The organism is Paenibacillus mesotrionivorans (assembly GCF_046098205.1).
In the GTDB taxonomy this organism is placed as follows: domain Bacteria; phylum Bacillota; class Bacilli; order Paenibacillales; family NBRC-103111; genus Paenibacillus_AR; species Paenibacillus_AR mesotrionivorans.
On record NZ_JBJURJ010000003.1, the window covers coordinates 291,357 to 314,793 of the forward strand.

The 23,437-nt window shown below is 54.7% G+C and carries 19 protein-coding genes; 5 read left to right on the forward strand and 14 right to left on the reverse strand.

Translation table 11 applies throughout. The features are described 5' to 3' along the window. Positions 1-10: 10 nt before the first annotated feature. Positions 11-706 carry a glycosyltransferase gene (locus ACI1P1_RS05835; protein ID WP_416215435.1) on the reverse strand — a complete coding sequence of 232 codons (696 nt, stop codon included), beginning with the start codon at positions 704-706 and terminating at the stop codon, positions 11-13. Between the two features lie 220 nt (positions 707-926). Further along, positions 927-1,622, reverse strand: coding sequence for a glycosyltransferase family A protein (locus tag ACI1P1_RS05840; RefSeq protein WP_416215436.1), 696 nt, complete (start codon positions 1,620-1,622; stop codon positions 927-929). Positions 1,623-1,813: 191 nt separating this feature from the next. On the opposite strand from ACI1P1_RS05840, the gene ACI1P1_RS05845 reads away from it, so the two are divergent. Next, positions 1,814-2,524 (forward strand): GT-D fold domain-containing glycosyltransferase, encoded by a 711-nt coding sequence (locus tag ACI1P1_RS05845; protein WP_416215437.1) that lies wholly within the window; start codon positions 1,814-1,816, stop codon positions 2,522-2,524. A gap of 70 nt (positions 2,525-2,594) precedes the next feature. On the opposite strand, the gene ACI1P1_RS05850 is transcribed toward ACI1P1_RS05845, so the two are convergent. From ACI1P1_RS05850 to ACI1P1_RS05890, 9 genes are all read right to left on the reverse strand, one after another. Next, positions 2,595-3,002: a hypothetical protein gene (locus ACI1P1_RS05850; protein ID WP_416215438.1), complete on the reverse strand. Its 408-nt coding sequence runs from the start codon at positions 3,000-3,002 to the stop codon at positions 2,595-2,597. A 255-nt stretch (positions 3,003-3,257) separates the two neighbouring features. Then, positions 3,258-5,528, reverse strand: a complete 2,271-nt coding sequence (locus ACI1P1_RS05855) for a helix-turn-helix domain-containing protein (protein WP_416215439.1) — start codon at positions 5,526-5,528, stop codon at positions 3,258-3,260. A 76-nt stretch (positions 5,529-5,604) separates the two neighbouring features. Then, entirely contained in the window at positions 5,605-7,203 is a 1,599-nt protein-coding gene (locus ACI1P1_RS05860) for a type 2 periplasmic-binding domain-containing protein (RefSeq protein WP_416215440.1), read from the reverse strand. Between the two features lie 36 nt (positions 7,204-7,239). Further along, complete coding sequence (locus tag ACI1P1_RS05865) at positions 7,240-8,118, reverse strand: carbohydrate ABC transporter permease (protein ID WP_416215441.1); 879 nt, start codon at positions 8,116-8,118, stop codon at positions 7,240-7,242. Positions 8,119-8,130: 12 nt separating this feature from the next. Next, a complete protein-coding gene (locus tag ACI1P1_RS05870) occupies positions 8,131-9,027 on the reverse strand; it encodes an ABC transporter permease (RefSeq protein WP_416215592.1) in 897 nt (298 codons plus the stop codon). Positions 9,028-9,327: 300 nt separating this feature from the next. Further along, positions 9,328-11,634, reverse strand: coding sequence for a glycoside hydrolase family 95 protein (locus ACI1P1_RS05875; protein WP_416215442.1), 2,307 nt, complete (start codon positions 11,632-11,634; stop codon positions 9,328-9,330). 55 nt (positions 11,635-11,689) lie between these two features. Then, positions 11,690-12,703: a zinc-binding alcohol dehydrogenase family protein gene (locus ACI1P1_RS05880; protein ID WP_416215443.1), complete on the reverse strand. Its 1,014-nt coding sequence runs from the start codon at positions 12,701-12,703 to the stop codon at positions 11,690-11,692. Next, positions 12,700-13,647 (reverse strand): aldo/keto reductase, encoded by a 948-nt coding sequence (locus tag ACI1P1_RS05885; RefSeq protein ID WP_416215444.1) that lies wholly within the window; start codon positions 13,645-13,647, stop codon positions 12,700-12,702. Before ACI1P1_RS05885 ends, ACI1P1_RS05880 begins: the two co-directional genes overlap by 4 nt. A gap of 6 nt (positions 13,648-13,653) precedes the next feature. Continuing rightward, positions 13,654-14,322 carry a cyclase family protein gene (locus tag ACI1P1_RS05890; RefSeq protein WP_416215445.1) on the reverse strand — a complete coding sequence of 223 codons (669 nt, stop codon included), beginning with the start codon at positions 14,320-14,322 and terminating at the stop codon, positions 13,654-13,656. Between the two features lie 156 nt (positions 14,323-14,478). Between ACI1P1_RS05890 and ACI1P1_RS05895 the strand changes: the two genes are divergently transcribed. Beyond that, positions 14,479-15,495 carry a LacI family DNA-binding transcriptional regulator gene (locus tag ACI1P1_RS05895; RefSeq protein ID WP_416215446.1) on the forward strand — a complete coding sequence of 339 codons (1,017 nt, stop codon included), beginning with the start codon at positions 14,479-14,481 and terminating at the stop codon, positions 15,493-15,495. A gap of 538 nt (positions 15,496-16,033) precedes the next feature. Here the strand turns inward: ACI1P1_RS05895 and ACI1P1_RS05900 are convergent. Next, on the reverse strand, positions 16,034-18,103 hold the full coding sequence (locus tag ACI1P1_RS05900; RefSeq protein WP_416215447.1) for a beta-galactosidase: 2,070 nt from the start codon (positions 18,101-18,103) through the stop codon (positions 16,034-16,036). A gap of 181 nt (positions 18,104-18,284) precedes the next feature. On the opposite strand from ACI1P1_RS05900, the gene ACI1P1_RS05905 reads away from it, so the two are divergent. Continuing rightward, positions 18,285-19,136 carry a helix-turn-helix transcriptional regulator gene (locus tag ACI1P1_RS05905; RefSeq protein WP_416215448.1) on the forward strand — a complete coding sequence of 284 codons (852 nt, stop codon included), beginning with the start codon at positions 18,285-18,287 and terminating at the stop codon, positions 19,134-19,136. A gap of 487 nt (positions 19,137-19,623) precedes the next feature. Here the strand turns inward: ACI1P1_RS05905 and ACI1P1_RS05910 are convergent, their stop codons facing one another. Beyond that, positions 19,624-20,658, reverse strand: coding sequence for a GerMN domain-containing protein (locus ACI1P1_RS05910; RefSeq protein ID WP_416215449.1), 1,035 nt, complete (start codon positions 20,656-20,658; stop codon positions 19,624-19,626). 166 nt (positions 20,659-20,824) lie between these two features. After that, entirely contained in the window at positions 20,825-21,625 is an 801-nt protein-coding gene (locus tag ACI1P1_RS05915; RefSeq protein ID WP_416215450.1) for an HAD family hydrolase, read from the reverse strand. 135 nt (positions 21,626-21,760) lie between these two features. Between ACI1P1_RS05915 and ACI1P1_RS05920 the strand changes: the two genes are divergently transcribed. Continuing rightward, the gene (locus ACI1P1_RS05920; RefSeq protein WP_416215451.1) at positions 21,761-22,954 is read left to right on the forward strand and encodes an alpha/beta hydrolase; all 1,194 of its coding nucleotides are present in this window, start codon (positions 21,761-21,763) and stop codon (positions 22,952-22,954) included. Next, the gene (locus ACI1P1_RS05925) at positions 22,951-23,403 is read left to right on the forward strand and encodes a VOC family protein (RefSeq protein WP_416215452.1); all 453 of its coding nucleotides are present in this window, start codon (positions 22,951-22,953) and stop codon (positions 23,401-23,403) included. The genes ACI1P1_RS05920 and ACI1P1_RS05925 overlap by 4 nt, the downstream gene beginning before the upstream one ends. Positions 23,404-23,437: the final 34 nt, after the last annotated feature.

The following is a 23,437-nucleotide window of genomic DNA, read 5'->3' on the forward strand; positions in this document are numbered from 1 at the left end:
CTCGGGCAACTTATTGCGGGGTCATAAACTGGCTGAGCACCTGTTGCATTTCCTTGGGCGAAAGCAGTTCCTTCTTTTTTAACTTCTTCACAGAGACATTGGCATTGTGGATGACATTCACGTAATTCCGCCCGGCCAAAATCTCGTGGGGGAGCAGGATAACATTCCTATGGCCACCCCCGTTGGGGATTTCCACCCGATGGCCCGAAAGAAAATCGGGGACCGAATAAATAAAGGTATAAAAAGACAAACATGGATGATAAGACCTCTCCATCAGACCGTTGACTCTATCCCACGTATACCCGTGGGTATTCACTAACGCCACTGTGCCGGGCTTATGCTTGTAATCATGAAGCAGCTGGACGAAGCTTTCATGGTACAGATCATCCGAGTCAATCCGGGCCACATACAGCTCACGGGCTCCCTGCACATAGGCCTCCATCCGGCGTTTGCTTTCGCTACTGGTGCCGAACTGGACGTTAGCCGGCAATGGCTCGTATTTCCCCAGAATCTCTTCCACGATCTCGCTGCAGCCTCCCGCCAGCTTGACGACCGCAAGGAAGTTCTGATTGGATTGTTTTTTGAGGCTTCGCAGCGTCAGTCTCTGAAAAATACCGATCCGTTCCTCCAGCCACTTATGTGTCAGCCGGTCCGGATTCATTCCATAATTGTTGAAGTTAATTTCAATGACCACTTTTCGCTTCATGAATTTACCTCCTTTAGGTCTGTACAATAGTCAACCTATGTAAGCCCTCCGCAAAGTTACACGTACAAAGGACCATCACGCCGGAAATCGGGACGAATTTTGCGCCCAATTCGAGATCCTCCGGTCCGTTTTTGTCATTTAAAAAGCCTTCATCCCAAATGAGCTGAAGGCTGAACTCCTTATGGACCCCAGTGGCCCGGTTCGGACCTGCCGGACACATTCAATCGGGTGTCATAAACTCGCTTAACACCTGCTCCATTTCCAGTTGCGTGAGAAAATCCTTGCTGCGGATTCTTTTGGCCGAGCTGTTAGTGGAATGAATGATATTGACATAATTGCGGCCGGGGAAAATCTCATGTGGCAGGTCAATGACATTACCGTGTGTCCCTCTTCCTGGAATCTTTACTCTGTACCCGGCCAGAAATTCCGGAACAGAATAGATGAGGGTATAGAACTGCGGGGATTTGTGATAATCCTTCGCCATCTGCCCGTCCACCATGTTCCACATATACCCGTAACAATTCACCAATGCCACCGTTTCCGGCTGGGGCTTGTAATCATAAAGCTGCTGGACGAAGGTTTCGTGGTAGAGATCATCGGAGTCAATTCGGGCCACATACAGCTCCTTCGCCTCTTTGGCATAATCCCCGATCATTTGGTCGGTTTCGGCCATGGTCCCGAACCGGATATTATCCGGCAGCGGCTCCTGGCCGGCCAGAATGTCCTCTACAATCTCCGTACACCCCTCCGCCAGCTTCAATACCACCAGAAAATTCGGATTGGTTTGCTTCTTCAGGCTTCTCAGGGTCAGTCTTCTGAAAAGGTTGATCCGATCCTCCAGCCACTTGCGGCTCAGCCGGTCGGGGTTGATCCCCATATTGTTAAAATGGATCGCAATAACTACTTTTCTTTGCATGGTAGCGCCTCCTCTTAGGGCTGTACAATAGTCAACCTATGTAAGCCTTTCGCAAAATTACACGTACAAGGGACCAGCACACCGGAAATCAGGACGGATTCCCCGCCCAAATAAAGAGAGAATCCAATAATTCACCTGTCCGGGGGCATACACATATAACAGATGACCCGAGAAAGGAGAACTGATCTTCCGTGAACAGCATTCCATTAACCACCATACAGGTCCTGGACCGGCTGCAGCTGGCCTTGGAGAAACGCCGTCCCTTCTCGCTGGTGCGGATCGGAGACGGGGAAAATCTCGTTCTGGCCCAAAACTCAATATTCCCAATGGACTTCGTTTTGAAGGAGCGTTGGGCCATCAAGGCCAACCGGGGGCAAAAAGGGCTGCAGCTGCCCAATCTCCCTTTGCGCAACGCCGTCAGGGATGCCGTGGCAAAAGCGGATATAGTGGGAATCTTGCCTCATGAAGACACCTCCATTATTGCCCCCGCCTATCTCAAACGGCAGCTGACGGATCAGGTTTTCCAGTTCTACGGCCTGAAGCCTAAAGCCGTATGCGACGCCCGGATTAACCGGGAAATGCTGTTTACCCAGCAATTCTGGTCAGTGGTGACTCCCTGGCGGATCGTTCTGGTGACCCGTCAGCCGGAGCCATTGAAGGAGGCGCTTACGGCACCTCCTTACAGCCTGAATATTGTCCATACCCTCCCCTTCGGGGATTACAGCCAGATGGACACCACCTTGGAATGGCTCAAGCAAAACCGGGAAACCTTCGACCTGGTCTTGTTCAGCTGCGGTGTCAATGCGGTGGTGTTGGCCCAAAGGACTGCCGAGCTAACAGGGAAAGCCGCCATGGATTTCGGCAAAGCAGGCAATATTATTTTGAAGGGAACCCCTAATTAACCTCCTCGCATCCAAAGCAAAAAAAGCCTTCAACCGCTGATGCGGCTGAAGGCTTTTCGTGTAAAGTCCGTTATCTTGCGGAGGCGATGCCATAAAAGTCTTCCGGACCGCGCCGGACTGTCGTGGATACGCCGGCAATGTAAGCTGAATAGTTTATGATAGGCTGTGTCAGTGGGGCAAAATCGGCAGTAGAAAAGGAATGCAGCTCGTTGCTCCCGGTTGTGGCTATTGTACCTTGAGCATAATAAATGATTTTGGTCGCATCGAAGGTTTGGCCTCTGACAATAAAGATTTGATAGGGATCCCCCTCCTCACCGGTCAGGCCGATTGTGCCGCTGAGCACCACAACCGGATTGACCGCCGAGTTTGTTTGGAGTCCGATCTGTCCGAACAGTTCAGCGGCTCCAGTCAGAGGCGTATTGGGGTATCCGGTATTGCCGGAATTCACCGCAGTCGCCATATCAAGGAATTGTGCCATAGTATTTGTTCACCCCTCTCACTCGAGTTGCTCCATACTATGACCAAGCCAAACGAATTGATTGGGTAAACCCCCACTAGCCGTCGGACAAGTCTTGATTCACAGGAAAAAATTCCATTCACAGAAGCCTTTTCGGCCTGCTTATACAGACACATGACCGGATTTTGCAGACTATAATCCCCGTTGCTTCCGATACCAGCCCAGTCATCCCTTACATTCCATGCTCCACAAAATGGGTGTCATCCCAATATGGACTTAGCGGTCTTCCGTGGATTGAATCCGGTATTCCCCGGGGGTTTGGCCGCTAAGCTGCTTGAACCGGCGGATGAAGCTGGATACGTTGTAATAGCCCACCTCTTCGGCAATGGCTTTAAGGGGCAGCTGTGTGGCTGCCAGCAGGTTCTTGGCCTTTTCCATCCGCAGATGGGTGGTGTACTCCAGCAGATTCTGTCCGGTCCGGTCCTTGAAGAACTGGCCCAGGTTGGGCAGCGCCATACCGAACTGCTCGGACATACCCTGCAGGGAAAATTCGCACTCGTCAAAATGGGCATGGATATAGCTGATCATCAGCTCCACGGACCGGGCTGCGTTGGCTTCCCCGGCCTTCTCCTCCTCCGGCAGCGGCTCACGGCCGAAGGCCTCACACAAGTCGCGGCTTAGCCCCACAATTAGATTTTCGAACTCATCGATGGTTTCCAGACGCTCAATGGTGAAAATATCCGGGTACCGGTCGGAATTGGGATCGTCCAGCCCCAACTCCTTCCATACCCCGTTGATCAGCCGGATCATCTCGAAGCACAGCCCCCTGGCAACAATCAGGGGAGGCTGGTTCTGCTTAATATAGGACAGCAGCTGACTGAGGCTGGCTTCGATTTTGGGTGTGCTGCCGGAGCGGACCGCCTTTAAGAGCCCCTCCATATCCCCATAGGGAAAGGGGTGGACGCTGCCGGAGGTGATGGGAATCTGCCAAAAGAAGATGACCCGGTTCAACCCCTGGATAAACCGGTAGCCGATGGCCGTTTGCGCCTCCAGATAGGACTGGGGAGCGTTGGAAACCAACGCCTTGCCGCCTACCCCGACAGTAACGGGAAAATTGTTCCGGCTGCTTACCGACTCCTGGAAATGCCGGATGATCAGACCGATCTCCTCCGGCTCCAGATCATTGACGGACAAAGCGAAGATAGTCCGGTTCGGCTCCACATGTGCCATTCCGTATGCCGGGCACTCCTCGGGAAACAGCTTCTCCAACTCCTGGATAGCCGGGCGTTTCTCAGCGCCTGAGCCAGGGGGAAATTCCACAATGGCAATGACAACCTGACGGCAGCTGACCGGAAGCCCGATCTCGAGAGCGGATTCCTCCAGCTCCGCGGGGTCATCGAATTCCCCCTTCAACAAGGAAAGCAGCAATTGGTTTTTCGCTGCCGCCGCCTGATTCTTCACCCGCTGGTCCAGCTCCCGGTTCCGGACCAGGAGGCTGTGCAGGGCATCCCGGACCGTATCCAGCTCATTGGCGGAATGCCCCCGGTGGGACAAGGCTTGAATGCTCTCCTTGCGCAGCCGGTGGATAGGCCTGTAGTTGACCAGCATGCTGGTATAAATAATCCCCCCGCCCAGAAGCACCAGGGCTGCTACCCCGTAGGTAAACCATTTTTGCGCCTGCTCCACCTTGTGGAGAACATGCCGGACCGGAAGCAGGGTAGCGTATTTCCAGGCGGATTGTTTGGAGGTCACCACAAATAAATAATAGTCTTCCCCTTCTATATCCACTTTTTGATAATTTTGGTCATTGTGATTCCGGACCAGCTCCGTCACAACTTCCCCTGACGGGCCTGCCTCTGTGCCGATGCCTGTAATGAGCGTATTCTTCTGTTCAAACACCCAGGTAGAGCCCTCCGTCACATCATAGGTGGAGAGAAGCTGCTGGATGGCCTCTTCGTTAATAAGGTATCCCAATGTGCCGTAGGTCAGCTTCTGATTGGGAAACAGGGGAACGAACATCCGCAGATAGCTTTTGCCCGATATGGCATCCTTCCGGGGCGGCAGAATAACCGATTGATTCAGCCCGTTCAGATGGTAGTCCAACGCCTGCTCGTCAAGATCCTCGAAGCTGTAAATCTGCTTCGCCAGCACAGGCAGAGTATACACCCCATTGCTGGTGAATACGGCCTGCTCATTTTTGTAATAAAGCCAAATTTCATGGATAAAGGGACTGAGGCGCTGGAAGCGTCTCAACTCGCGGGTAAGCCCCCAGGCCTTATAGCCCCATTGATCGGAGATCCGGTATTGGTACAGGCTGTTATCGTCCAGCAGCAGCTGATGAGTCATATCCTCGATCCACTTCAGCTGGTCGTCCATGACGTAGCGCACCTTGTCCAAATTATTCAGGTTGCCGGAGATCACCTCCTCCTGAAGCCGGTGGACGAACAGGTTGTTCACAGCCAGAGTCAGCACGGTAATGGGAATCAGGAGCAAAATCAGATAAGAGGACAGATATTTGATAAAAAAGCGGTAAGCATTGGCCCGCATCCTCTTCCTCCTAATCAGAAAATGGAGACAGGCCGGAAACGGTTCTGTTTCCAACCTGCCCTTGTTGCCTTGGTCTCTACGATCTCTTCTGGTACCGCTCGTAAGCAGCTTGATAAATTTGAACAGCCTTTTCAATATTCATTTTCTTCAGGGTATCGGTATACTTGCTGTAGTTGTCCAGAGACTCATTGCCCATAATAAACTTGATGACCATTTCCTTCATGTAGGTGTCGGCTTCACTCATGATTTTGCTGATTTCCTGGCTTTCATCCCCCTTGAAAAGCAGGGGCGGCAGGAGCAGGGCTTTATCCGCATTGAACCACCGGTCATTGGCCTCCACCGCTTCCGGATACTGCAGCTCAAAGGATGCCCAGGCATCGAAGTCCATGACCTTGACCATACCCGACGTAGGGTAGGCATACCGGGAAACGGCCACTCTCGCCTCATAGTTGGGGTTCTTCAAAACCTCATCGGTAAATTTCTTCTTCCCGTTCTCCACCTTGTAGCTGACCCCTTCAATGCCCCAGTTCTGCAGATCGCTGCCTTCGGGACTAATCATGAAGTCCAGCATCTTCATCACGGTTTCCTTATCCTTAGCCTGAGAGCTGACCACAGCGCCCTCCAAAGGCACATACTGGGCCAGTTGACCGGCTCCGCTGTAGGATTTGCCTGCCGGTCCAACAGGAGGGGTGACGCCCACCAGCTTAAAGTTGGGTACTGTGGATTTGAGCTGGTTTTTGTAGGTATTGATCCCTGTAATGGTGCCGCCGTAAGCGCCCACCATATTGTTGGAGAATTTGGCTTCGAAGCCCTTTTTGTCCGTGGCAGCGAACTCGCTGTCGATGAGCCCCTCCTGGTACCACTTCCGCATGGTGGTGAGGAAATCCTTGAATGCCGGCTCATAAGGGCCGTAAGCGGCTTTGCCGGTATTCGGATTGATCTGGAAGGAGGTAAGCAGTCCGTACGCCGTACTGAAGGAAGCAATGCTTCCGAAGCTGTTCTGGTCTCCCAAAGGAATTTCATCCAGCTTGCCGTTGCCGTTCAAATCCGTGTTCTTAAAGGCCTTCAGCGCGGTATACCACTCATCAATAGTGGTTGGGGTCTTCAAGCCCACCTTATCCAGCCAGTCCTGACGGATCATGGTGCCGCTCCAGGCATTCCGGCGGAGATCCAGGTTCACTTGGGGGAACTTGGCGATGGTGCCGTCATCCAGCATCACCTGCTTTTTAATTTGTGGATTTTCATCCAGCAGCTTCTTGTAGTTGGGAGCGTACTTGTCGATGAGCTCGTTTAACCGGATGGCCACACCATCCTCCACCAGCTTGGCAATGCCGCCTGGGTAGCTGCCGGGCACATAGATAATATCCGGATAAGTGCCGGAGGCCAGCATAATATTGAATTGGGACAGGTTGGCCGTATCGTTGTCCTGAATTTTCAGGTTGATGTTAGTCCGCTTCTGGATTTCCTTGTAAGCCTCCACATCGCCGTAGCCCTTCAGCTCCGGGATCTTGCTGGAGAACTTGCCGTTCCAGAGGAAGCTGATTTCCTTGGGAGCGCCTTTGGTAGCCTCCGGGCTCTTAGAATCACCGGACGAATCCTCATTGCCGCATCCCGCCAATGCCGTAGCCGCCAGCAGAACGGACAGTGAGATGATTGCATAACCCTTCTTATTCATAGAAATCCCCCCGTTATCGTTATTAGTTGCCGCTGCTTATCCCTTCAATGCCCCGATCATGACACCCTGGGTAAAATACTTCTGGATAAACGGATACAGCACCAGAATCGGAACTGTCGCCACAATGATGGTGGCGTATTTCACCACTTCCCCCAGGAACGGATCTCCCGTGGTGGTAGACAGGTTGGTGGTATCGCCGGTGCTGTTCTCGATGAGGATTTCCCTGAGCACCAACTGCAGGGGGAACAGCTCCCGGTCCCGCAGATAAATCAATGCTCCCGTCCAGGAATTCCAGTGCCCCACCCCGTAGAACAGCACCATCACCGCCAGCAGCGGAACCGACAGGGGAAGAATGATCTGGAAGAACACCCGGAAGTCCGAAGCGCCGTCAATCTTGGCGGCCTCCTCCAGCTCATAGGGAATGGATTGGAAGGACGTGCGCATAATGATCAGGTTCCAGGTGGCGATCAGGCCGGGGACGATTAAGGCCCAGCGGGTGTCCAGCATCCCTAGGTTTTTCACGAGAATATAACCGGGAATCATTCCGCCGCTGAAGAACATTGTCACCACAACCATCATCATCATGTATTTTTTCCAATATAAATCCCGCCTGGACAGGACAAAAGCGAACAACGCCGTAAACAGCACATTCAGAATGGTGCCTGCCACCACATAAAACAGGGTATTTTTGTACCCGATGATGATCATGGGGTTCTTCAGCACCAGCCTGTAGCCCTCGGTGAAGAAGCCCTGAGGCTTCCAGAGAATCCCGCTGTGCTTCACCAGCTCTGACGGTACACTCAACGAGGCGAAGATCACGTAGAGGAACGGATACAGCGTAACCAGCATCAGGGTGCAAAGCAGCAGCACATTGAATATATCGAAGATTTTATCGCCCAGACTGCGTTTAATCATAGCACTCACCTCTTACCATAGGCTGGTTTCGTTCACTTTCCGGCTGATCTTGTTGGCCAGGACCAGCAGCAGGAAGTTCACAACCGAATTAAACAGATTCACAGCTGTGCTGTAGCTGTAATTGGCCTCCAATATCCCCCGCCGGTAGACGAAGCTGGAGATCACATCGGCAGTTTCGTAGGTCTGGGAATTGTACAGCAGTATAACCTTCTCGAAGCCTACATTCATCATGCCGCCGATGCGGAGAATCAGCAGGATCACAATGGTGGGCATAATGCCGGGCAGCGTAACATGGAGCATCTGCTTCCAGCGGTTGGCGCCGTCCACGGTAGCGGCATCGTACAGCTGGGTATCAATGGCCGTCAGTGCTGCCAGGTAGATAATGGAGCCCCAGCCGACGCCCTGCCAGATACCTGATCCGATAAAAATGGTCCGGAAGAGCGACGGGTCCAACAGCAGATTCTGTGCTTCCACCCCGAAGAAACCGAGAATCTTGTTGAACAGGCCTGCCTTCCGGGAAAAATCCACAATCATGCCGCTGATGACCACCACGGAAACAAAGTGGGGCAAATAGGTAATGGTCTGCACCAAACGTTTGAAGTAGGAACTGCGCACCTCATTTAGCAGCAAGGCCAGAATAATAGGCGCCGGAAACGCGAAAATCAGTTCATACACATTGATCAGCAGCGTATTCCGGATCAGCCGCAAAAAGTAAAAGCTTTGGAAAAAGTCCACAAAGTGATGAAAGCCGATCCATGGGCTCCCCATAATTCCCTTAACGGGGGAATAATTCTTGAATGCAATGATGACGCCATACATGGGAATGTAGCTGAAAATAATAAAGTAAGCGATTCCAAACGAGCCTAAAAAATAGATGTACTTGTTTTTGCGGAAGTCCTTGCGCAGCATTGCGAAGTACCCCGCTAAGTTTGCTTTCCCTCCCTGCCGTCTTGTTTGAATTGCGAATTCCGTTTCTGACATATTGATCTTCCCCCCTCCCGCATATCGGTTGTAAGCCGCAAAACGAATGTTACACCATCTGCGGAAGCGCTTCAATTTCCAATCTTTATGTGCAGAATTTATATATGCAGAAGTTATAAGCCTTGCGGCGCAAGGGATTGTTATCGGTAACAAAAAAATCAACCCCATTCTATCACAGATAGACGGGGTTGACGACAGGGACCGGGTTACAATGCGCCGCGGCGCCGATTATGGTTGGATCAGGTAAGTTTCACCTGCAGCTGCCGGCCACTCCAGTAGACTGCCTTCCTGCCGGACCGCTGCCTCTGTGCCGTCGGCGCGGGTGATCCTCAGCTTGCCTTCAGCATAAAGCCGGAGCTTGGTGCCGTTCACGGAGGTGATTGCCGCTTTCGTCAGCCTATGCTCCTCCCACTGGAGGTCCACGGTAAACCCTCCTCTGGCCCGCAGGCCTGTGACGGCTCCGGCAGACCACTGGGACGGCAGCGCTGGCAGCAGCTGGATATAATCCAGATGGCTTTGCACCAGCATCTCGGCAATGCCTGCCACAGCACCGAAGTTGCCGTCAATCTGGAAGGGAGGATGGTTGTCGAACAGATTGGGCAGGGTGGATTTTTTGAGCAGCTCCTTGGTGTGGGTGTAAGCTTCTTCCCCATCCAGCAGCCGGGCCCAGAAGTTGATGATCCATGCCCGGCTCCAGCCGGTATGGCCTCCCCCGTTGGCCAGGCGGTTCTGCAGAGTCACCCTGGCGGCCTCCGCTAATTCGGGGGTTTGCCCCGGGCTGATGGTGGAGCCTGGATGCAGGGCGAACAGATGGGAGATGTGGCGGTGGCCCGGGTCCATTTCCTCATAGTCCACCAGCCACTCCTGGAGCTGGCCGTGTTGGCCGATTTTCATAGCCGGCAGCCGGGAGCGGATGGACTGCCATTCTTCACGCAGGTCCCCGTCGGTGCCCAGAACCCCGGCGGCTTCCACACAGGCATCCAGCAGCTCGGTAATAATCTGGGTATCCATGGAAGGCCCGTAGCAGAGTGTTCCCGCTTCGCCGTTGGGCAGCCTGTAGCGGTTTTCCGGGGAAACGGAAGGGGCCGTAACCAGGAAACCCTCCGGACTTTCCACCAGAAAATCGGTAAAGAACAGAGCGGCCTCCTTCATAAGCGCGTAAGCCCGTTTAAGGGTTGCTTCATTGGGATTAAAGCGGTAATGCTCCCAGGCGTGCAGGGTTAGCCAGGCGCCGCCCATAACCCATTGGGTGGCCGGACCGTATATATCCTGGGGAGCCGTATCTGCCCAGATGTCTGTATTATGATGCGCCACAAAACCGCGGCAGCCGTACATGGTCTGTGCGGTAACACGCCCCTTGTGGATCATCCGCTCAATCAGGTCGAACAGGGGCTCGTGGCATTCCGCCAGGTTGCAGGTTTCGGCAGGCCAATAGTTCATCTGCGTGTTAATGTTGATGGTGAATTTGCCATCCCAGGGGGGCGTCATGGACTCATTCCAGATGCCCTGGAGATTGGCAGGCAATCCGCCGGGACGGCTGCAGGAGATCAACAGGTAACGGCCGAACTGGAAATACAGGGTGAAGAGGCCCGGATCATCTGCGCCTTCCTTCACCCTCTCCAGCCGTTTGGGGACGGGCAGGCTGTCCGGATTCTCCTCGTTGGAGGGTTGCCCTCCCAGGTGAAGCGTGACCCGCTGGAACAACGCACGATAGTCGGCGATATGACGCTTCTTCAGCTCCGCGTACGGCAAGGCGGCCGCCAGCTCCAGGAGGCCAAAACAATGCTGCTCCGGCTCCGGATGCCGGAAGGTGCTGGCCACAGCCAGGAGCAGCGTCACCTCATCCGCCTGCTCCACCCGGAGGTGCTCGCCGATGACCCGGACGCTGCCGCCTGCTGCAACCGCTTTGACCACGGCGCTGTACCTGCCCCCGTCCCGTCCGCCGCAGTCATTGGCCATAACCAGAGTATCCTGGCTGTGCTTGTAGACGGCATCCACATGCCGCCCCTTCTTGCGTTCGAACCGGGCCGTAAAAGTAAGCGCCCCGGGCTGGTCAGCGGTGAGGCGGATAGCCATCACCTGGTCGGGGAAGCTGCTGAATACCTCCCGTCGGAAGGTAACACCTCCGTACTGATAGGAAGTGGAGGTCAGCGCCTGCTCCAAATCCAGCTCTCTCCGGTAGTGGAGCTGCTCTCCGGCAGGATGCTCGAAGCGGATCATCAGATCGCCTGCGGTCAAATAATACCGCTGGCTTCTCGGTGTGCCGGAGAAGGCCATTTCGGCCAGCTGGTGGGCCTCCTTCAGCCTGCCCTCAAACAGCAGCTGCCGGATCAGCGGCAGATTCTCCAAGGCATCGGGATTGTTGCGGTCCCGCGGTCCGCCGTACCAGACGGAATCCTCATTAAATTGAATCTGCTCCTGCTCCACCGTTCCGTACACCATGCCGCCCAGACATCCGTTGCCAACAGGCAGCGCCTCCTCCCACACCTTGGCCGGAGCATCAAACCACATTGCTGTTTCCGATAGAAGAGTCATGAACTGTACCACCTTTTATAGGAATGAAAAAATGATAACCCTTTCAATACGCTTGCTACAGCTCCACAATGGCCTTGATGACGCCTGATTCCGGGCGGAGCCATTCTTCGTACTGCCCGATCATGTCCGCGAAGCCTGCCCGGTGGGTAATAAAGGAATCCGTATCAATTTTGCCTGTCCGAATCGCCTCAATCACATCCAGGAAATCCTCCCGCATGGCATTGCGGCTGCCCATAATGGCCATTTCCCGCTTATGGAAGTCGGGGTCATGGAAGGTAATATCCGACTTCACCAGACCCACGTACACCAGCCTGCCCCCATGGGCTACAAAATGGAGGGCCTGCTCCATGGAGCCGCTGTTGCCGGTGGCGTCGATGACAGCTACTGGAAAATCTCCTCCTGTTATCTTCTCCACCGCTGCCAGCGCTTCCTGCCCGGCAGTTACCGTTTCATCCACGGAAGCCCACTGCTTGCAGAAGCGCAGCCGCTCCTCATTGATATCCATGGCGATAACCCGCGCTCCCGCCAGCTTGGCAAGCCGCATGGCGCCCAGTCCGATTGGCCCTGCGCCGATAATCATGACCCAGCTGCCGGGACGGGCATCCGCCACCCGGACGGCGTGGGCGCCGATACAGAGGCATTCCACAATGGCGGCTTGCTCCGGAGCCAATCCCTCAGTTTTGACCAGATGCCGCAGGGGAACGGTCATATATTCCCGCATGCCCCCATCCTGATGCACACCCATCACGCTCATCCGGGTGCAGCAGTTGGTTTTGCCGCTGCGGCAGGCGATGCATTCCCCGCAATGCACATAGGGAATTACGCATACCTGGTCGCCGGGTGCCAAATCCGGGTCCTGCCCATTTATCTCTACGATTTCGCCGGACAGTTCATGCCCCAGCACCCGGGGATATTCGAAATACGGCTGCTTTCCCCTGTAGGCATGCAGATCTGTACCGCAGATTCCTACCCGGAGAATCCGCACCAGCGCTTCCTCCGGACCGAGTACAGGAACCGGTACTTCTTTCATCTCAAAGCGGCCCGGTTCCACACAAACGATGCTTTTCATTCCACCCGCACCTCCTCATTATGCTCCGGCCTGCCGCTATGCCAGGATAGACGCTGCACAGGCTTCAGAATCTCCAGCACTTTTTCCATCATGTCCGAGTCTGGCTCCCCCAAGGCAAAAGCGGCGTTGCGGCGGATATTCTCCGGGTTAGCCGTACTCACCAGGGTTGTGGGGATGCCGGGATGGCCCACGGAAAATTGAATGGCCAGCTTGGGCAGGGAATAGCCTTGGGCTTCGCAAAATTCAAACGCCCTCCGGCAGGCTTCGCGGATGGATTGGGTCGCCGGATGCCAGGCGGGGACCGGGTTCCCGGTTAACAGCCCCATGGACAACGGCGAGGCATTCACCAGCCCTGTCCCGGCTGCGGCAAGTCCGGGAAGCAGCTCCGTCAGCGAATCGTCATTCAGCGAATAATGGCAGTAGGATAGAATCACATCCACCGGATGGGCCTTCAGCACTTTTTTGAACATGGACAAAGGCAGCCCCGAAATCCCGGTATACCGGATTTTCCCTTGTGTCTTCAGCTCCTGCAGAGCAGGCAGCGCTTCCTCTATGATCTGGTTCACGTCGGCGAATTCAATGTCATGTAGATACAGAATATCCAGGTAATCCGTATGCAGCCGCTGCATACTTTCCTCTGCACTTCGGAGAATGCGGTTGTAGGAGAAATCAAATTTGTTCTCTCCGTAACGCCCGGCCTTGGTGCTGAGAATATAGCTGTCCCGGGGAATGCCCTTCAAGGCCTGGCCCAGCACCCGCTCCGCCTTCAACAGCCCGTAATAGGGGGAGACGTCCAGGTAATTCATGCCGCAGTCCAAGGCAGTATGGACGGTGCGGATGCTTTCGGCATCATCCGTTTCATGGAAAACCGAGCCCAAGGAAGAGGCTCCAAAGCTCAAAACCGGTACATTCAAATCTGTTTTGCCTAATCTGCGGTACTTCATGGGTGATTACTCCTCTTCCTTCCATTGGACGGCGACCACTCTTGCCGGGGCCCCGCTGCTGTCTCTGATTTTCACCGGGAGGGAAAACACATGCCACTGACCCTTCAACAGAGCCGGATCATCCAGCTGCAGACCCTCAGCGATCCAAATTCCCGATCCTAGCAGAGTCCGGTGGGTGTCCTCATTGTCCGGGCCGGTGCCCCCGATGCTGAAGTGGTCGATGCCCACTCCCCGCACTCCCTGCTCCACTAAATATCCGGCGCCCTCGCTGGACAGGTAGGGGGATTCATAAATAAACTCCCGGCTCCAGGAGCGTTTTTCTCCCCAGCCCGTATACAGGAAAACCACCGGTTCCCCGGACAGCCGTTCTGCATATGGCAGCAGGTCCGCCACCGTCACCGGTTCACCGGGCTTTTTCCCGTTCATATCAAGCACAACCAGCGTGCCCTGGAACCGTTCCACAGGAATAGCGTCCAGAGTCAGCCGGAAATCGGCCATATGGGCAGGCGCGTCCATATGCGTGGCGGTATGCAGGTTCATGGTCAGCTGCTCCAGATTCCAGCCGTCCCGAGGCCCGATCAGGATGTAGTCCAGCTTCGGCGGGGCAAACTCCGGCAGGACCGGGCAGTTGTGGTACAGCTCCTGGGACAGGTCAATCATTCGGGTGATGTTCACTTTAGCGCTCCTTTCTGATATTTTTATGTTACCGATAACAAAATAATAACACCGCAGTTTATATCGGTCAACTACATAGGACTTGAAAATTCACCGTGTATGTTTCATCATGGGTAATAAGGAATAAGCAGAAGCCGAAAGGAAGAAGTCCCCTTTATGGTCACCATATACGATATCGCCAAACGGGCCAATGTTTCTCCCATGACTGTTTCCCGTGTTATTAATAAATCGCCGCTGATTAAGGAATCCACCCGCCTGAAGGTGGAGGAGGTGATCCGTGAGCTGGATTATGTGCCCAATAAACAGGCCCGCAGCCTGACCTCCAAGGAAACACGGCTGGTGGCGCTGGTTATCCCCGATATTTCCAACCCCTTCTTCACCAATATCGCCCGTGGGGCGGAGGACAAGGCGCTGCAGCTGGGCTACCATCTGATTCTGGGCAATACCGACGAAAATCCGGACAAGGAGTCCCAATATATCGGCATGCTCATGTCCGCAGGAGTGGACGGAGTGCTGCTGGTGCCCTCCGGAGAGGCTTCGGCCAGCCATGTCAAAAAACTGGTGAAACGGAGTATTCCGTTTGTTTATGTGGACCGCATTATCCCCCAGGTGCCCGCAGACTCCATCTCCGGGGATAACTTACAGACCACCCGCCAGCTGGTGCAGCATCTGATTGCGTTGGGGCACCGGAAGATTGCCTTCATTAATGGGCCCTCCTCCCTCTCCAATGTACAGGAACGGGATCAGGCATTCCGGGAAACGCTGCAGCTTGCCGGGATTGAGCCCAATCCGGCTTATATGGTTGAAACTCACTTCAAACAGGACAACTTCGACGAGATTATCGCCAAGCTGGTTTCCCTGCAGCAGGGGGAACGGCCTACGGCCATCCTGGCGGCCAACAACTTCATCGGCGTGAATACGCTGCGGGCCTTGCGGACCCTGCAAATCCGCGTGCCGGAGGAGATGGCCGTCACCTGTTTCGATGATCCGGACATCATCCCGGATTACAATCCTTTCCTGACGGTGGCGAAGCAGCCCGCCTATGATATGGGCTTTCTCGGCATGCAGCTGCTTATCGAACGGATTCAGTCCGGCGCCCCCGCCAGCACGCGCAAAATCGTGCTGCCCTCGGAGCTGATCGTGCGCAGCTCCACCGGAAAGCCGCAGGAATAGGCGCTTCAGTGACGGAAGCGCGCGGAGGAAGCGATTAATGCAAAGGAGCTGTCTTCACCAACAGGTTTTCTGTTGGGGACAGCTCCTTTGTCTTGCTGGGCGGGGCAGATGCCGCACCGCGGCAGGACTAGCGCAGCGGGGGCTGATGTGCGGGGGCTGGTACGACGGGGACTGATGTGCGGGGGCTGATGGTGGGATTTGATAGGCGGGGCTGGTAGCGGATGCCCGAAAGGCTAACGGCGGTGAAAGCCTCTATTTGCCCAAAACGGGCAGCTTCCGCAGGCTAACGGCGGCCAGAGCCGCTATTTCCACCAATCGGGCATGAATTGCCCGTTTTGGAGACAAATAGCGGCGCTCACTTCCGTTAGATTTTCCCGGCCCCGTTTTTTCGCCAAATAGCGGCTCCTGCCGCCGTTAGAATCTGCGGGGGAAGCAACCCGCAGAGGATCAGGCCCTCAGGCGATCAGGACACAGCGCTACTACCCGGTTGAAGCTGACAGCAGTTCCTGTTCCCCTGTTTCCCTTTTCCGCCAACCAATTACTCCGCTGCTTCCGGCAGCTCCAGAAGCCACACCTCATAAGGCGGCAACGCGGCTTCCCCATTCAGGGCCGCTCCCGATAGCAGATCCTTCAGCGGGGTTTTCAGCTGCACCGGAGCAGGCTCCCCCGAATAGTTCAGGACGAACAGGAACCGTTTGTCCCCTGCTCTCCGGATACCCAGCTCCACCTGCGCCGGAGCCTCCAGGAAGTCAGCTGCCGGGGACACTAGCCCCAGCTCATCCGCAATGGCATCCACCACCGCTTCCGAAAAAGCTGCGCCGTAATACCACGCTTGTCCCTTTTCCACGAATCGCCGTGTCAGAGCAGGTTTGCCCGCATAATATTCGCTCGCATACTCCGCCAGGACCTCCGTGTCGGCATCCTCCACCTGCAGGATTTCGTTGAAGCCTTCTGCTTTAACACCTTCTGCCAGCCGGCTGTCCTTCCACCGCAGCTCCGCCGGGGCAACCGTTCCCTTCACCAGGGTGAAGTCCTCCACGGTGATGCCGCACAGTCCGGCAACGGGCCCCGGGAAGGGACGCATGTAGCAGTGGCCATGGATATTTTTAAAGCCGGTCCGGGCACCGAACAGAAGAATCCCTCCTTGCTCCACATACCGGGTGAGAAGCGCCGCCGTCTCATCCGTCATAATAGCCGGGTGCGGATACACAATCACCTTGTATGCGGCCAGCTCTTCCAGTGGCGTGGAAGCACGCAGCGTGATCATATCCGCCGGAATATGGCGGTGCTGAAGGCGTTTGTACCAGGCCCGGACACTTCGCCGCTGAAGCGGACCGCACCATGCATCGAGCTCCCCGTCCCAACTATTGTCGTAATCCTGCATGATGGCGACCTCTGCCTGGTAGGCGCTTCCGATCAGGCTGTTCCCCAGGCTGGCAAGTTCCCCGCCGATCTGTGCTATCTCCCGCACGCGGCGGTTGGGCCGGTTGTGGTAGTCATTAATGCCATGCCAATAAATTTCGGTACCTACCGTAGCCGTCCGCCAGCGGAAATAAACTAGCAGATCGGTTCCATGCAGCACAGACTGGTAAGACCACAGCCGGATTTGCCCCGGCTTGGGTGTACCCATGGCCATGGCGTCCACCCAGCCGCCCGGCCCGGACTGCTGCTCCATTACGCAGAAATTCGGCGAAATGGACCGGACCTGGGACAGCTTCATGCTCCATGCCCGGTCCAGAAGGGGCGCCTCCTCGTTGATTGTATCCAGGGAGCCAAACTGCGGATAAGAATCATACGAGAAGAAATCCAGCAGTTCCTCCGTCAGTTCATGGTTGTCCAGGTGCCCGAACATGCCGTTGGTGGTAATCCAATGCTGCGGCGCCAGCTCCCGGATAATCTCCGTCTGCAGCCTGGCGAAGGAAATTGTGATGTCTGAGATGAATCTTTTTTCGTCGAGGGCCATATGAGGGTTGGGGGAGCGGCTGACCATATGCCGGGTGAGATGCACCTGCTCCCAGGCGGTATAGGTCTGGCTCCAAAACACAGTGCCCCATGCCTCGTTCAGCTTGTCCAACGTCCCGTACTTGTCCTTCAGCCATTCCCGGAACGCGGCATGATCGGTTTCGGCGTAGAACACATCCATGTGGCAGTTAAACTCATTGTCAATCTGCCAGCCGATAACAGCGGGATGATCCTTGTAGGCCTCCACCATCTTTCGGACGATACGCTGGCACAGCTCCCGGTATTTTGCGCTGGTGTAGTTGGTATGCCGCCTCAGGCCATGCCGGTACAGCTCCCCTGTCACATCCGCATTCAGCACCTCCGGATACTTATGGGTCAGCCAAGCAGGGGGAGCTGCGGTTGGTGTGCCCAGGATCACCTTCAGCCCATAGCGGTGCGCCAGGTCCAACACCCGGTGGAACATAGCGAAATCGAATTTTCCCTCCTCCGGCTCAAAAATCGCCCAAGCAAACTCCGCCAACCGCACCACGGAGATATTCATCTCACGCATCCTGCGGAAATCATCCTCCCACAACGCCTCCGGCCAATGCTCCGGGTAATAGCAGACGCCCAGCGTTAATTTATCCATACGTATGGACTTTCCCATCCGCCCACATCCTTCCGTCCTTTGTCACCTTCATTGTAGCGAATGGGATACCCCGTTGAAATGACAAAATCCTGCGATTCATATTAAAATGTTGTTACAGGATATGAATCAATCATCTGAATTTATTATGAATGTGACTATTGGGTATCAAAATTTTGCGTTACTTAGGAGCAGCTATCCTATGCATGAGCACATCTATTTGCCCAAGCCGGTATTTCCCCGGTTTATCTGCTTTCCGGATTTTGTGGGAGGCTACAGCGATTTTCCCGAGCACCGGGTTAACCGGGAATACCGGACCAGCGAGAACAATATGGACCGGAACTATAACCTGCATATTGTGCTGGAAGGCAAAGGTTACCTCCATACCGGAACCAAGTCCTACGAGCTGACCCGGGGGCAGGGGTTCCTTTATGGACCCGGTCTCCGACAAACCTACCAGTCGGATTCCCGGGATCCCTGGAGCATCCGGTGGGTCCACTTCTACGGGACGCATCTGGAGGAGCTGCTGAACGGCAAAGGCCTGGACGACCCCTGGCTGTTCGGGCTGCTCAGCTTGGCTCCCATCGAAAGATTAATGGAGAAGCTGCTGCAGTTGGGACGGGGCTATCAGGTGGATGACGAACACAGGGTGGCCGCCACATTGTACGAGCTTTTGACCCGGCTGCAAGCTGATGCCACCCAACTGAACGTTCCAGCCACTCTGTCTGCGGACAAGCTTCGGACGGCAGCCAATTACGTCCGGGCCCACAGCCATGAGCCTGTGACGCTGGAGCAGGCGGCCATCATTGCCGGCTACAGTCCCCATCATTTCAGCCGGACCTTCAGCGCCGCTTTCGGCATGTCCTTCCCCGACTTCCTGCTGGAGGCCCGGCTGCTCCACGCCAAACGCCTGCTGGCCACCACCGGCTTGCCGGTCAAAACCGTCGCGCTGGAGGTAGGTTTCTCCCAAACCAGCTACTTCGGCAGGTGCTTCCGGGAGCGGGAGGGGATGACTCCGCTGGAGTTCAGGTATTTGCATACGCAGAGGGATTAGCCGTAGACGGAGTAGATGGTTGTTGAGGGGAAGCAGCTGGCGTAACGGAACTGAGAGGCTCTTAACCAACCTATTGGGTTGTTTTCCAGATTTAACGGAAATGAGAAGCGCTTAGAGGCTGCTGAGAGTGCAATTTGCGCCTCTTTTCCCTGCTAAGGTGCTCTCAGTTCCGTTACAATTCCAAAAGTAATATTTTGCGCCGCTAAGGGTCGCTGAGTTCCGTTAGCCAAATCCCCTGCCTGGCTGGTGTGAGGCTGGCCGAGTAGCGTTCACCGGGGACTGGCACGGCGGTGGGGCGCCGCAGAACTAAAGGTCAGCCAGCGCCCACCCAGCCAAGTCTATGCAGCCACGCTCAGCCACTCAGCCCCGCTCCTCAGCTCCGCCACTCAGCCTCGCCCAACGCAAAAGCAGCCTGCCGGAGGGGACTCAGGCAGACTGCTTTTATAAGCGGGTGGGCCAAGATGTGGCCCCCCCTTCCACGCCCGGCTTACATTTTGGCGGGATTAATATGGTCTGGTGCAGCTACCGGCTTGGCATAGCTGGTTTTGTCGGTGGCAGACACCTTGGTGTCGCCGTTGACCATCAGCTGCACCTTGCCTGCGCCTGTGGTTTCCGTCAGGGACAGAATCAGCGCCTGGGCTGCGCTGGCCGGAATCAGCTTGTCGGAACCCAGCAGCTTGTCGTTAAAGTTGGCGGTAACCACCGTGTTATCCTGGGACAGCTGGATTTGGAGCAGTCCGGTGTCCGGCGCCAATACGGAGGCCAGGCCCTTGCTGCTGTCCGGACCCTTGATAAGCTGTTCTACAGCGGCGGAGGCCACATCCTCGGTGCGCTTCACCATACGGGTCACCGGCACGTAGTAGCTGAAATCCTCCGCGGTTTTGTTCTGGAAGTACAGCGTTACCGGAACGGACTGGCCAGGGTTAAGGCCGCTGCCGAATTCCAGGTTGATCCCCATGGCCCGGCTCATCAGCGGATCTACCGGGGTTTTGGCCAGAGCCATCTCCTTCAGCTCCTTGCCCTCCACCCGAAGAGAGACCTTCTCCACATTGTCCAGCTCCGTCAGCGTCCATACCACAGCCTCCAGAACCTTGCGTTCGTCCTCAGCCTTGTAGTTGTTGAACTCCTTGGAGAAATCCACCACCGCCAGCTTTTGGTCGGCCTTCAGATCAATACCCTTGATGGCGGTGCCTTTGGGCAGAACGGCCTGGAAGCCGGTGGGAACGGCTGCGGCCCCTTCCACCATATACTCCAGTGACTTGCGCGCCACCTCCAGGGTTTTCGGGATGTACACCGATAACGGTGCCACCATGCCCTTGGGGTCCTTGAAGTAAAGCGTAACCTGCCTTCCGGTTTCCGCGGTGACGGGAACAGCAGAGGTTTGAACCGCGGCATCCGCGCCAGTGGGAGGCGGATCAATAGATTGTGCCCCTTCCTTCTTGTTGATCAGGGAGCAGCCGGTGGAGAGCATGGCGGTGACGGTTGCCACAGCGGCCAGCCGCAGCACGGTTTGCAGTTTCATGCCTGAATCCTCCTCTTGTTTGCCGCGGAGCTTGCCCCGCGGATTGTGGACTTGTTCTACTTGTACTATATGTATACGGGCCTGGCCGCATTTTATAACCTCATATTGTCCACTCGTCAAAAGAATCGGATCAGCATGAACCGCCGGCCGCCGCCAACTCCCTCCGTTAAGTAGTCGGGGCGCCGGGCCAGGTTTCCCCGGCATCGCCGGAGATGGCTGCCCTTAGTCCCGTCGGACCATGCTCCCCGACATATCCATGGATAGCTTCCGGCACCTGATTCAGGCTGCTCAGCGTAAGGAAAGCTCCCTTGGGCTTCACCGTGATATCCACCACATTGTAATGCCATTCATTGGGGGCGGGGATATAGATCACATGAATTCCCTGCTCAAGACCGGGAATAATATCCGTCCGCAGAGAATTGCCCACCATCCAGGTGATCGTGGGGTCAAAGTCCATTTTGTCCATAATTTTGGCCAGCGCCTCCACGTCCTTATGCTTGGAAATAAACACCCGGTTGTCAAAATACGCCGCCAGCTGCAGCTGGGAAATTTTACGCCACTGGTTTTTTTCCTCGCCTCCGGTATGCAGATATAGCTCATGGCCCGCCTTCTTCAGCTCCTCCAGCGTTTCGTACATATGGGGAAGCGGCTCCACCGGCATGGTAAACACACTGTAGCCCAGCTTCTCCAGCCGGTTTACCTCCTCTTCCCGGGGATTCCTTCTGGTTTCCTTGCAAAAATATCCATAGGCCGACATAAAGGACTGGGGCACATGGTCCACCGTCAAGCCGTTTTTGTCCACCACCGCCAGATCGTACTCCACCTGCTTGGCTTTTACCGTATCCGACGGAATCCCGGGAAACCATTCCTTCATCAGAGCGGCATATTGCTCATTAACCAGATGAAAATATTTATTGCATTCGATCAGCGTATCATCCAGGTTGAAAATAATGTTCTGCTTCTGCATACACATCCCCCTTTGCGCTTCATTATTTCCCCTGCCAGGTTTTGCTACTCGCCAGAAACTCAAAAAACGCCCATCCTCCCCCGCAATCCACAAAATGATATACTGGATCTATCAAAATCGAACGGGAGGATACATATGAGTAATGGCAGTGTGAGCGAAACCCCTTTTTTCTGCGAAAGAGACGGCTTGAGGATCCGGGGGATGCAGTATCTTCCTGATGGGGAGCAGAAAAAGGCAGCATATCCTGCAATTATCGTCAGTCATGGATTCACGGGTAATTATATGAGCGTTGCCGATTATTGCAGGGTATTTGCACAGATGGGATATGCTTCATTCAGCTTTCATTTCTGCGGAGGCGGCAGAATTGACGAGGATGAAAGCCTGAAAAGCGACGGAGATACAACGAAAACCACTATTCTGACGCAAATGGAGGACCTCATCGCTGTAAAGGATTATGTCAAAGAGCTTCCATTTGTGGATGAAGCAAATCTTATCCTGGTTGGGATAAGCCAAGGTGGCTTGGTGTCTGGCCTAACCGCCGCGAAATGCAAAGATGAAATTAAAAAACTCATTATGATTTATCCCGCACTATGTATACCGGATCATGCCAGAAGAGGCTGCCTCGGCGGCTCCCAATATGACGTTAATGATGTACCCGCAATCATAGATTGCAAGAAAACCCTGTTGGGTAAAGTCTTTCATGACACCGTGGTCTCCATGGATGTTTTCCTGGAATTGAGCGCCTATAAAGGACCGGTGCTCATCCTGCAAGGTCTGGAAGATGAAACCGTGAATTATTCTTACGCCATCCGTGCAAAGGAAAGTTATAAGGAAGGGCAATGCCACCTTCAGCTTATCCGGGATGTTGGACATAGCTTGGATGAAAAACAAAGAGAAAGTGCAGTTGCTTCCATAAGACAGTTCCTGCTGGAACGCAGGGAGCTGCTCACCATTGGTGTAATTATTACACAGATCGAAACGGCAACAGAGGGCGATTACCGGAAATCCGAGATTTATTTTACCGGTTATTGTGACACGGAGTATTTTCATGGGACGATTTTGCCGGGCGGTTGTGATACGCAGGAGTATTTTATGGATAAGCAGACTAAGATAAGAGCGGATTACACGTTGGCTGGTGTAGATATGGAAGGGAAAGCATGCCATCTTCACATCATCAATCAAAAGGTGGATGGGGAGTGGAAACCCACGGTGGAAACGGACAGTCGTAATCTCGCATGGCTCAACAATGCTGATTTAACAGCTGTTCTGGAAGGCAATAAAGAAGGACCAACGGTAAGAATATTCGGCAAAAAAGGAGAGTTGTTATGACCGGTGTTGAAATTGATCTGGTGGTCACCGACAGTCTGGAAGCGCTGCAATGGCTGGAGTCCGTATTTGAGGTGGAGCGAATCGAGGTATCCGATTTTGTGAAGGGGCAAAATGAGGCGATGTTCAGCCTCTACGGCACACGGTTCCATCTGCTGGATGAGAATCACCAGTACCATCTGTTTGCGCCCCAGCCGGGCAACCCTATGAGTGTCTGGTTCAATGTGACCGTGCCTGACATTCATGCCACGTACCACAAAGCCATGACAGCAGGCGGCAAGGAAATTCAGCCCGTTACCGAAATGCCCCAGATGGGCATGGCCAGCGCCATGTTCGCCGCCCCGTTCGGCTACGTATGGATGCTGCACCAGATCAACAAGGTGGTAGACCACGAGGAACGCACCAAAATTCTGGAGGAGATGGGGTTCGAACGGAGAAAATCTCCGGAATGATGAAAGGGAGGAGCCGGTTCAGCCGGTCCCTCCC

What these genes read in the sequence shown, in the direction of transcription:
- ACI1P1_RS05920 (WP_416215451.1), top strand. Translation starts at nt 21,761, where the DNA reads ATGAGTAATGGCAGTGTGAGCGAAACCCCTTTTTTCTGCGAAAGAGAC.
- ACI1P1_RS05905 (WP_416215448.1), top strand. Translation starts at nt 18,285, where the DNA reads ATGCATGAGCACATCTATTTGCCCAAGCCGGTATTTCCCCGGTTTATC.
- ACI1P1_RS05900 (WP_416215447.1), bottom strand. Translation starts at nt 18,103, where the DNA reads ATGGGAAAGTCCATACGTATGGATAAATTAACGCTGGGCGTCTGCTAT.
- ACI1P1_RS05860 (WP_416215440.1), bottom strand. Translation starts at nt 7,203, where the DNA reads ATGAATAAGAAGGGTTATGCAATCATCTCACTGTCCGTTCTGCTGGCG.
- ACI1P1_RS05895 (WP_416215446.1), top strand. Translation starts at nt 14,479, where the DNA reads ATGGTCACCATATACGATATCGCCAAACGGGCCAATGTTTCTCCCATG.
- ACI1P1_RS05840 (WP_416215436.1), bottom strand. Translation starts at nt 1,622, where the DNA reads ATGCAAAGAAAAGTAGTTATTGCGATCCATTTTAACAATATGGGGATC.
- ACI1P1_RS05835 (WP_416215435.1), bottom strand. Translation starts at nt 706, where the DNA reads ATGAAGCGAAAAGTGGTCATTGAAATTAACTTCAACAATTATGGAATG.
- ACI1P1_RS05855 (WP_416215439.1), bottom strand. Translation starts at nt 5,528, where the DNA reads ATGCGGGCCAATGCTTACCGCTTTTTTATCAAATATCTGTCCTCTTAT.
- ACI1P1_RS05925 (WP_416215452.1), top strand. Translation starts at nt 22,951, where the DNA reads ATGACCGGTGTTGAAATTGATCTGGTGGTCACCGACAGTCTGGAAGCG.
- ACI1P1_RS05885 (WP_416215444.1), bottom strand. Translation starts at nt 13,647, where the DNA reads ATGAAGTACCGCAGATTAGGCAAAACAGATTTGAATGTACCGGTTTTG.
- ACI1P1_RS05880 (WP_416215443.1), bottom strand. Translation starts at nt 12,703, where the DNA reads ATGAAAAGCATCGTTTGTGTGGAACCGGGCCGCTTTGAGATGAAAGAA.
- ACI1P1_RS05910 (WP_416215449.1), bottom strand. Translation starts at nt 20,658, where the DNA reads ATGAAACTGCAAACCGTGCTGCGGCTGGCCGCTGTGGCAACCGTCACC.
- ACI1P1_RS05865 (WP_416215441.1), bottom strand. Translation starts at nt 8,118, where the DNA reads ATGATTAAACGCAGTCTGGGCGATAAAATCTTCGATATATTCAATGTG.
- ACI1P1_RS05915 (WP_416215450.1), bottom strand. Translation starts at nt 21,625, where the DNA reads ATGCAGAAGCAGAACATTATTTTCAACCTGGATGATACGCTGATCGAA.
- ACI1P1_RS05875 (WP_416215442.1), bottom strand. Translation starts at nt 11,634, where the DNA reads ATGACTCTTCTATCGGAAACAGCAATGTGGTTTGATGCTCCGGCCAAG.
- ACI1P1_RS05870 (WP_416215592.1), bottom strand. Translation starts at nt 9,027, where the DNA reads ATGCTGCGCAAGGACTTCCGCAAAAACAAGTACATCTATTTTTTAGGC.
- ACI1P1_RS05850 (WP_416215438.1), bottom strand. Translation starts at nt 3,002, where the DNA reads ATGGCACAATTCCTTGATATGGCGACTGCGGTGAATTCCGGCAATACC.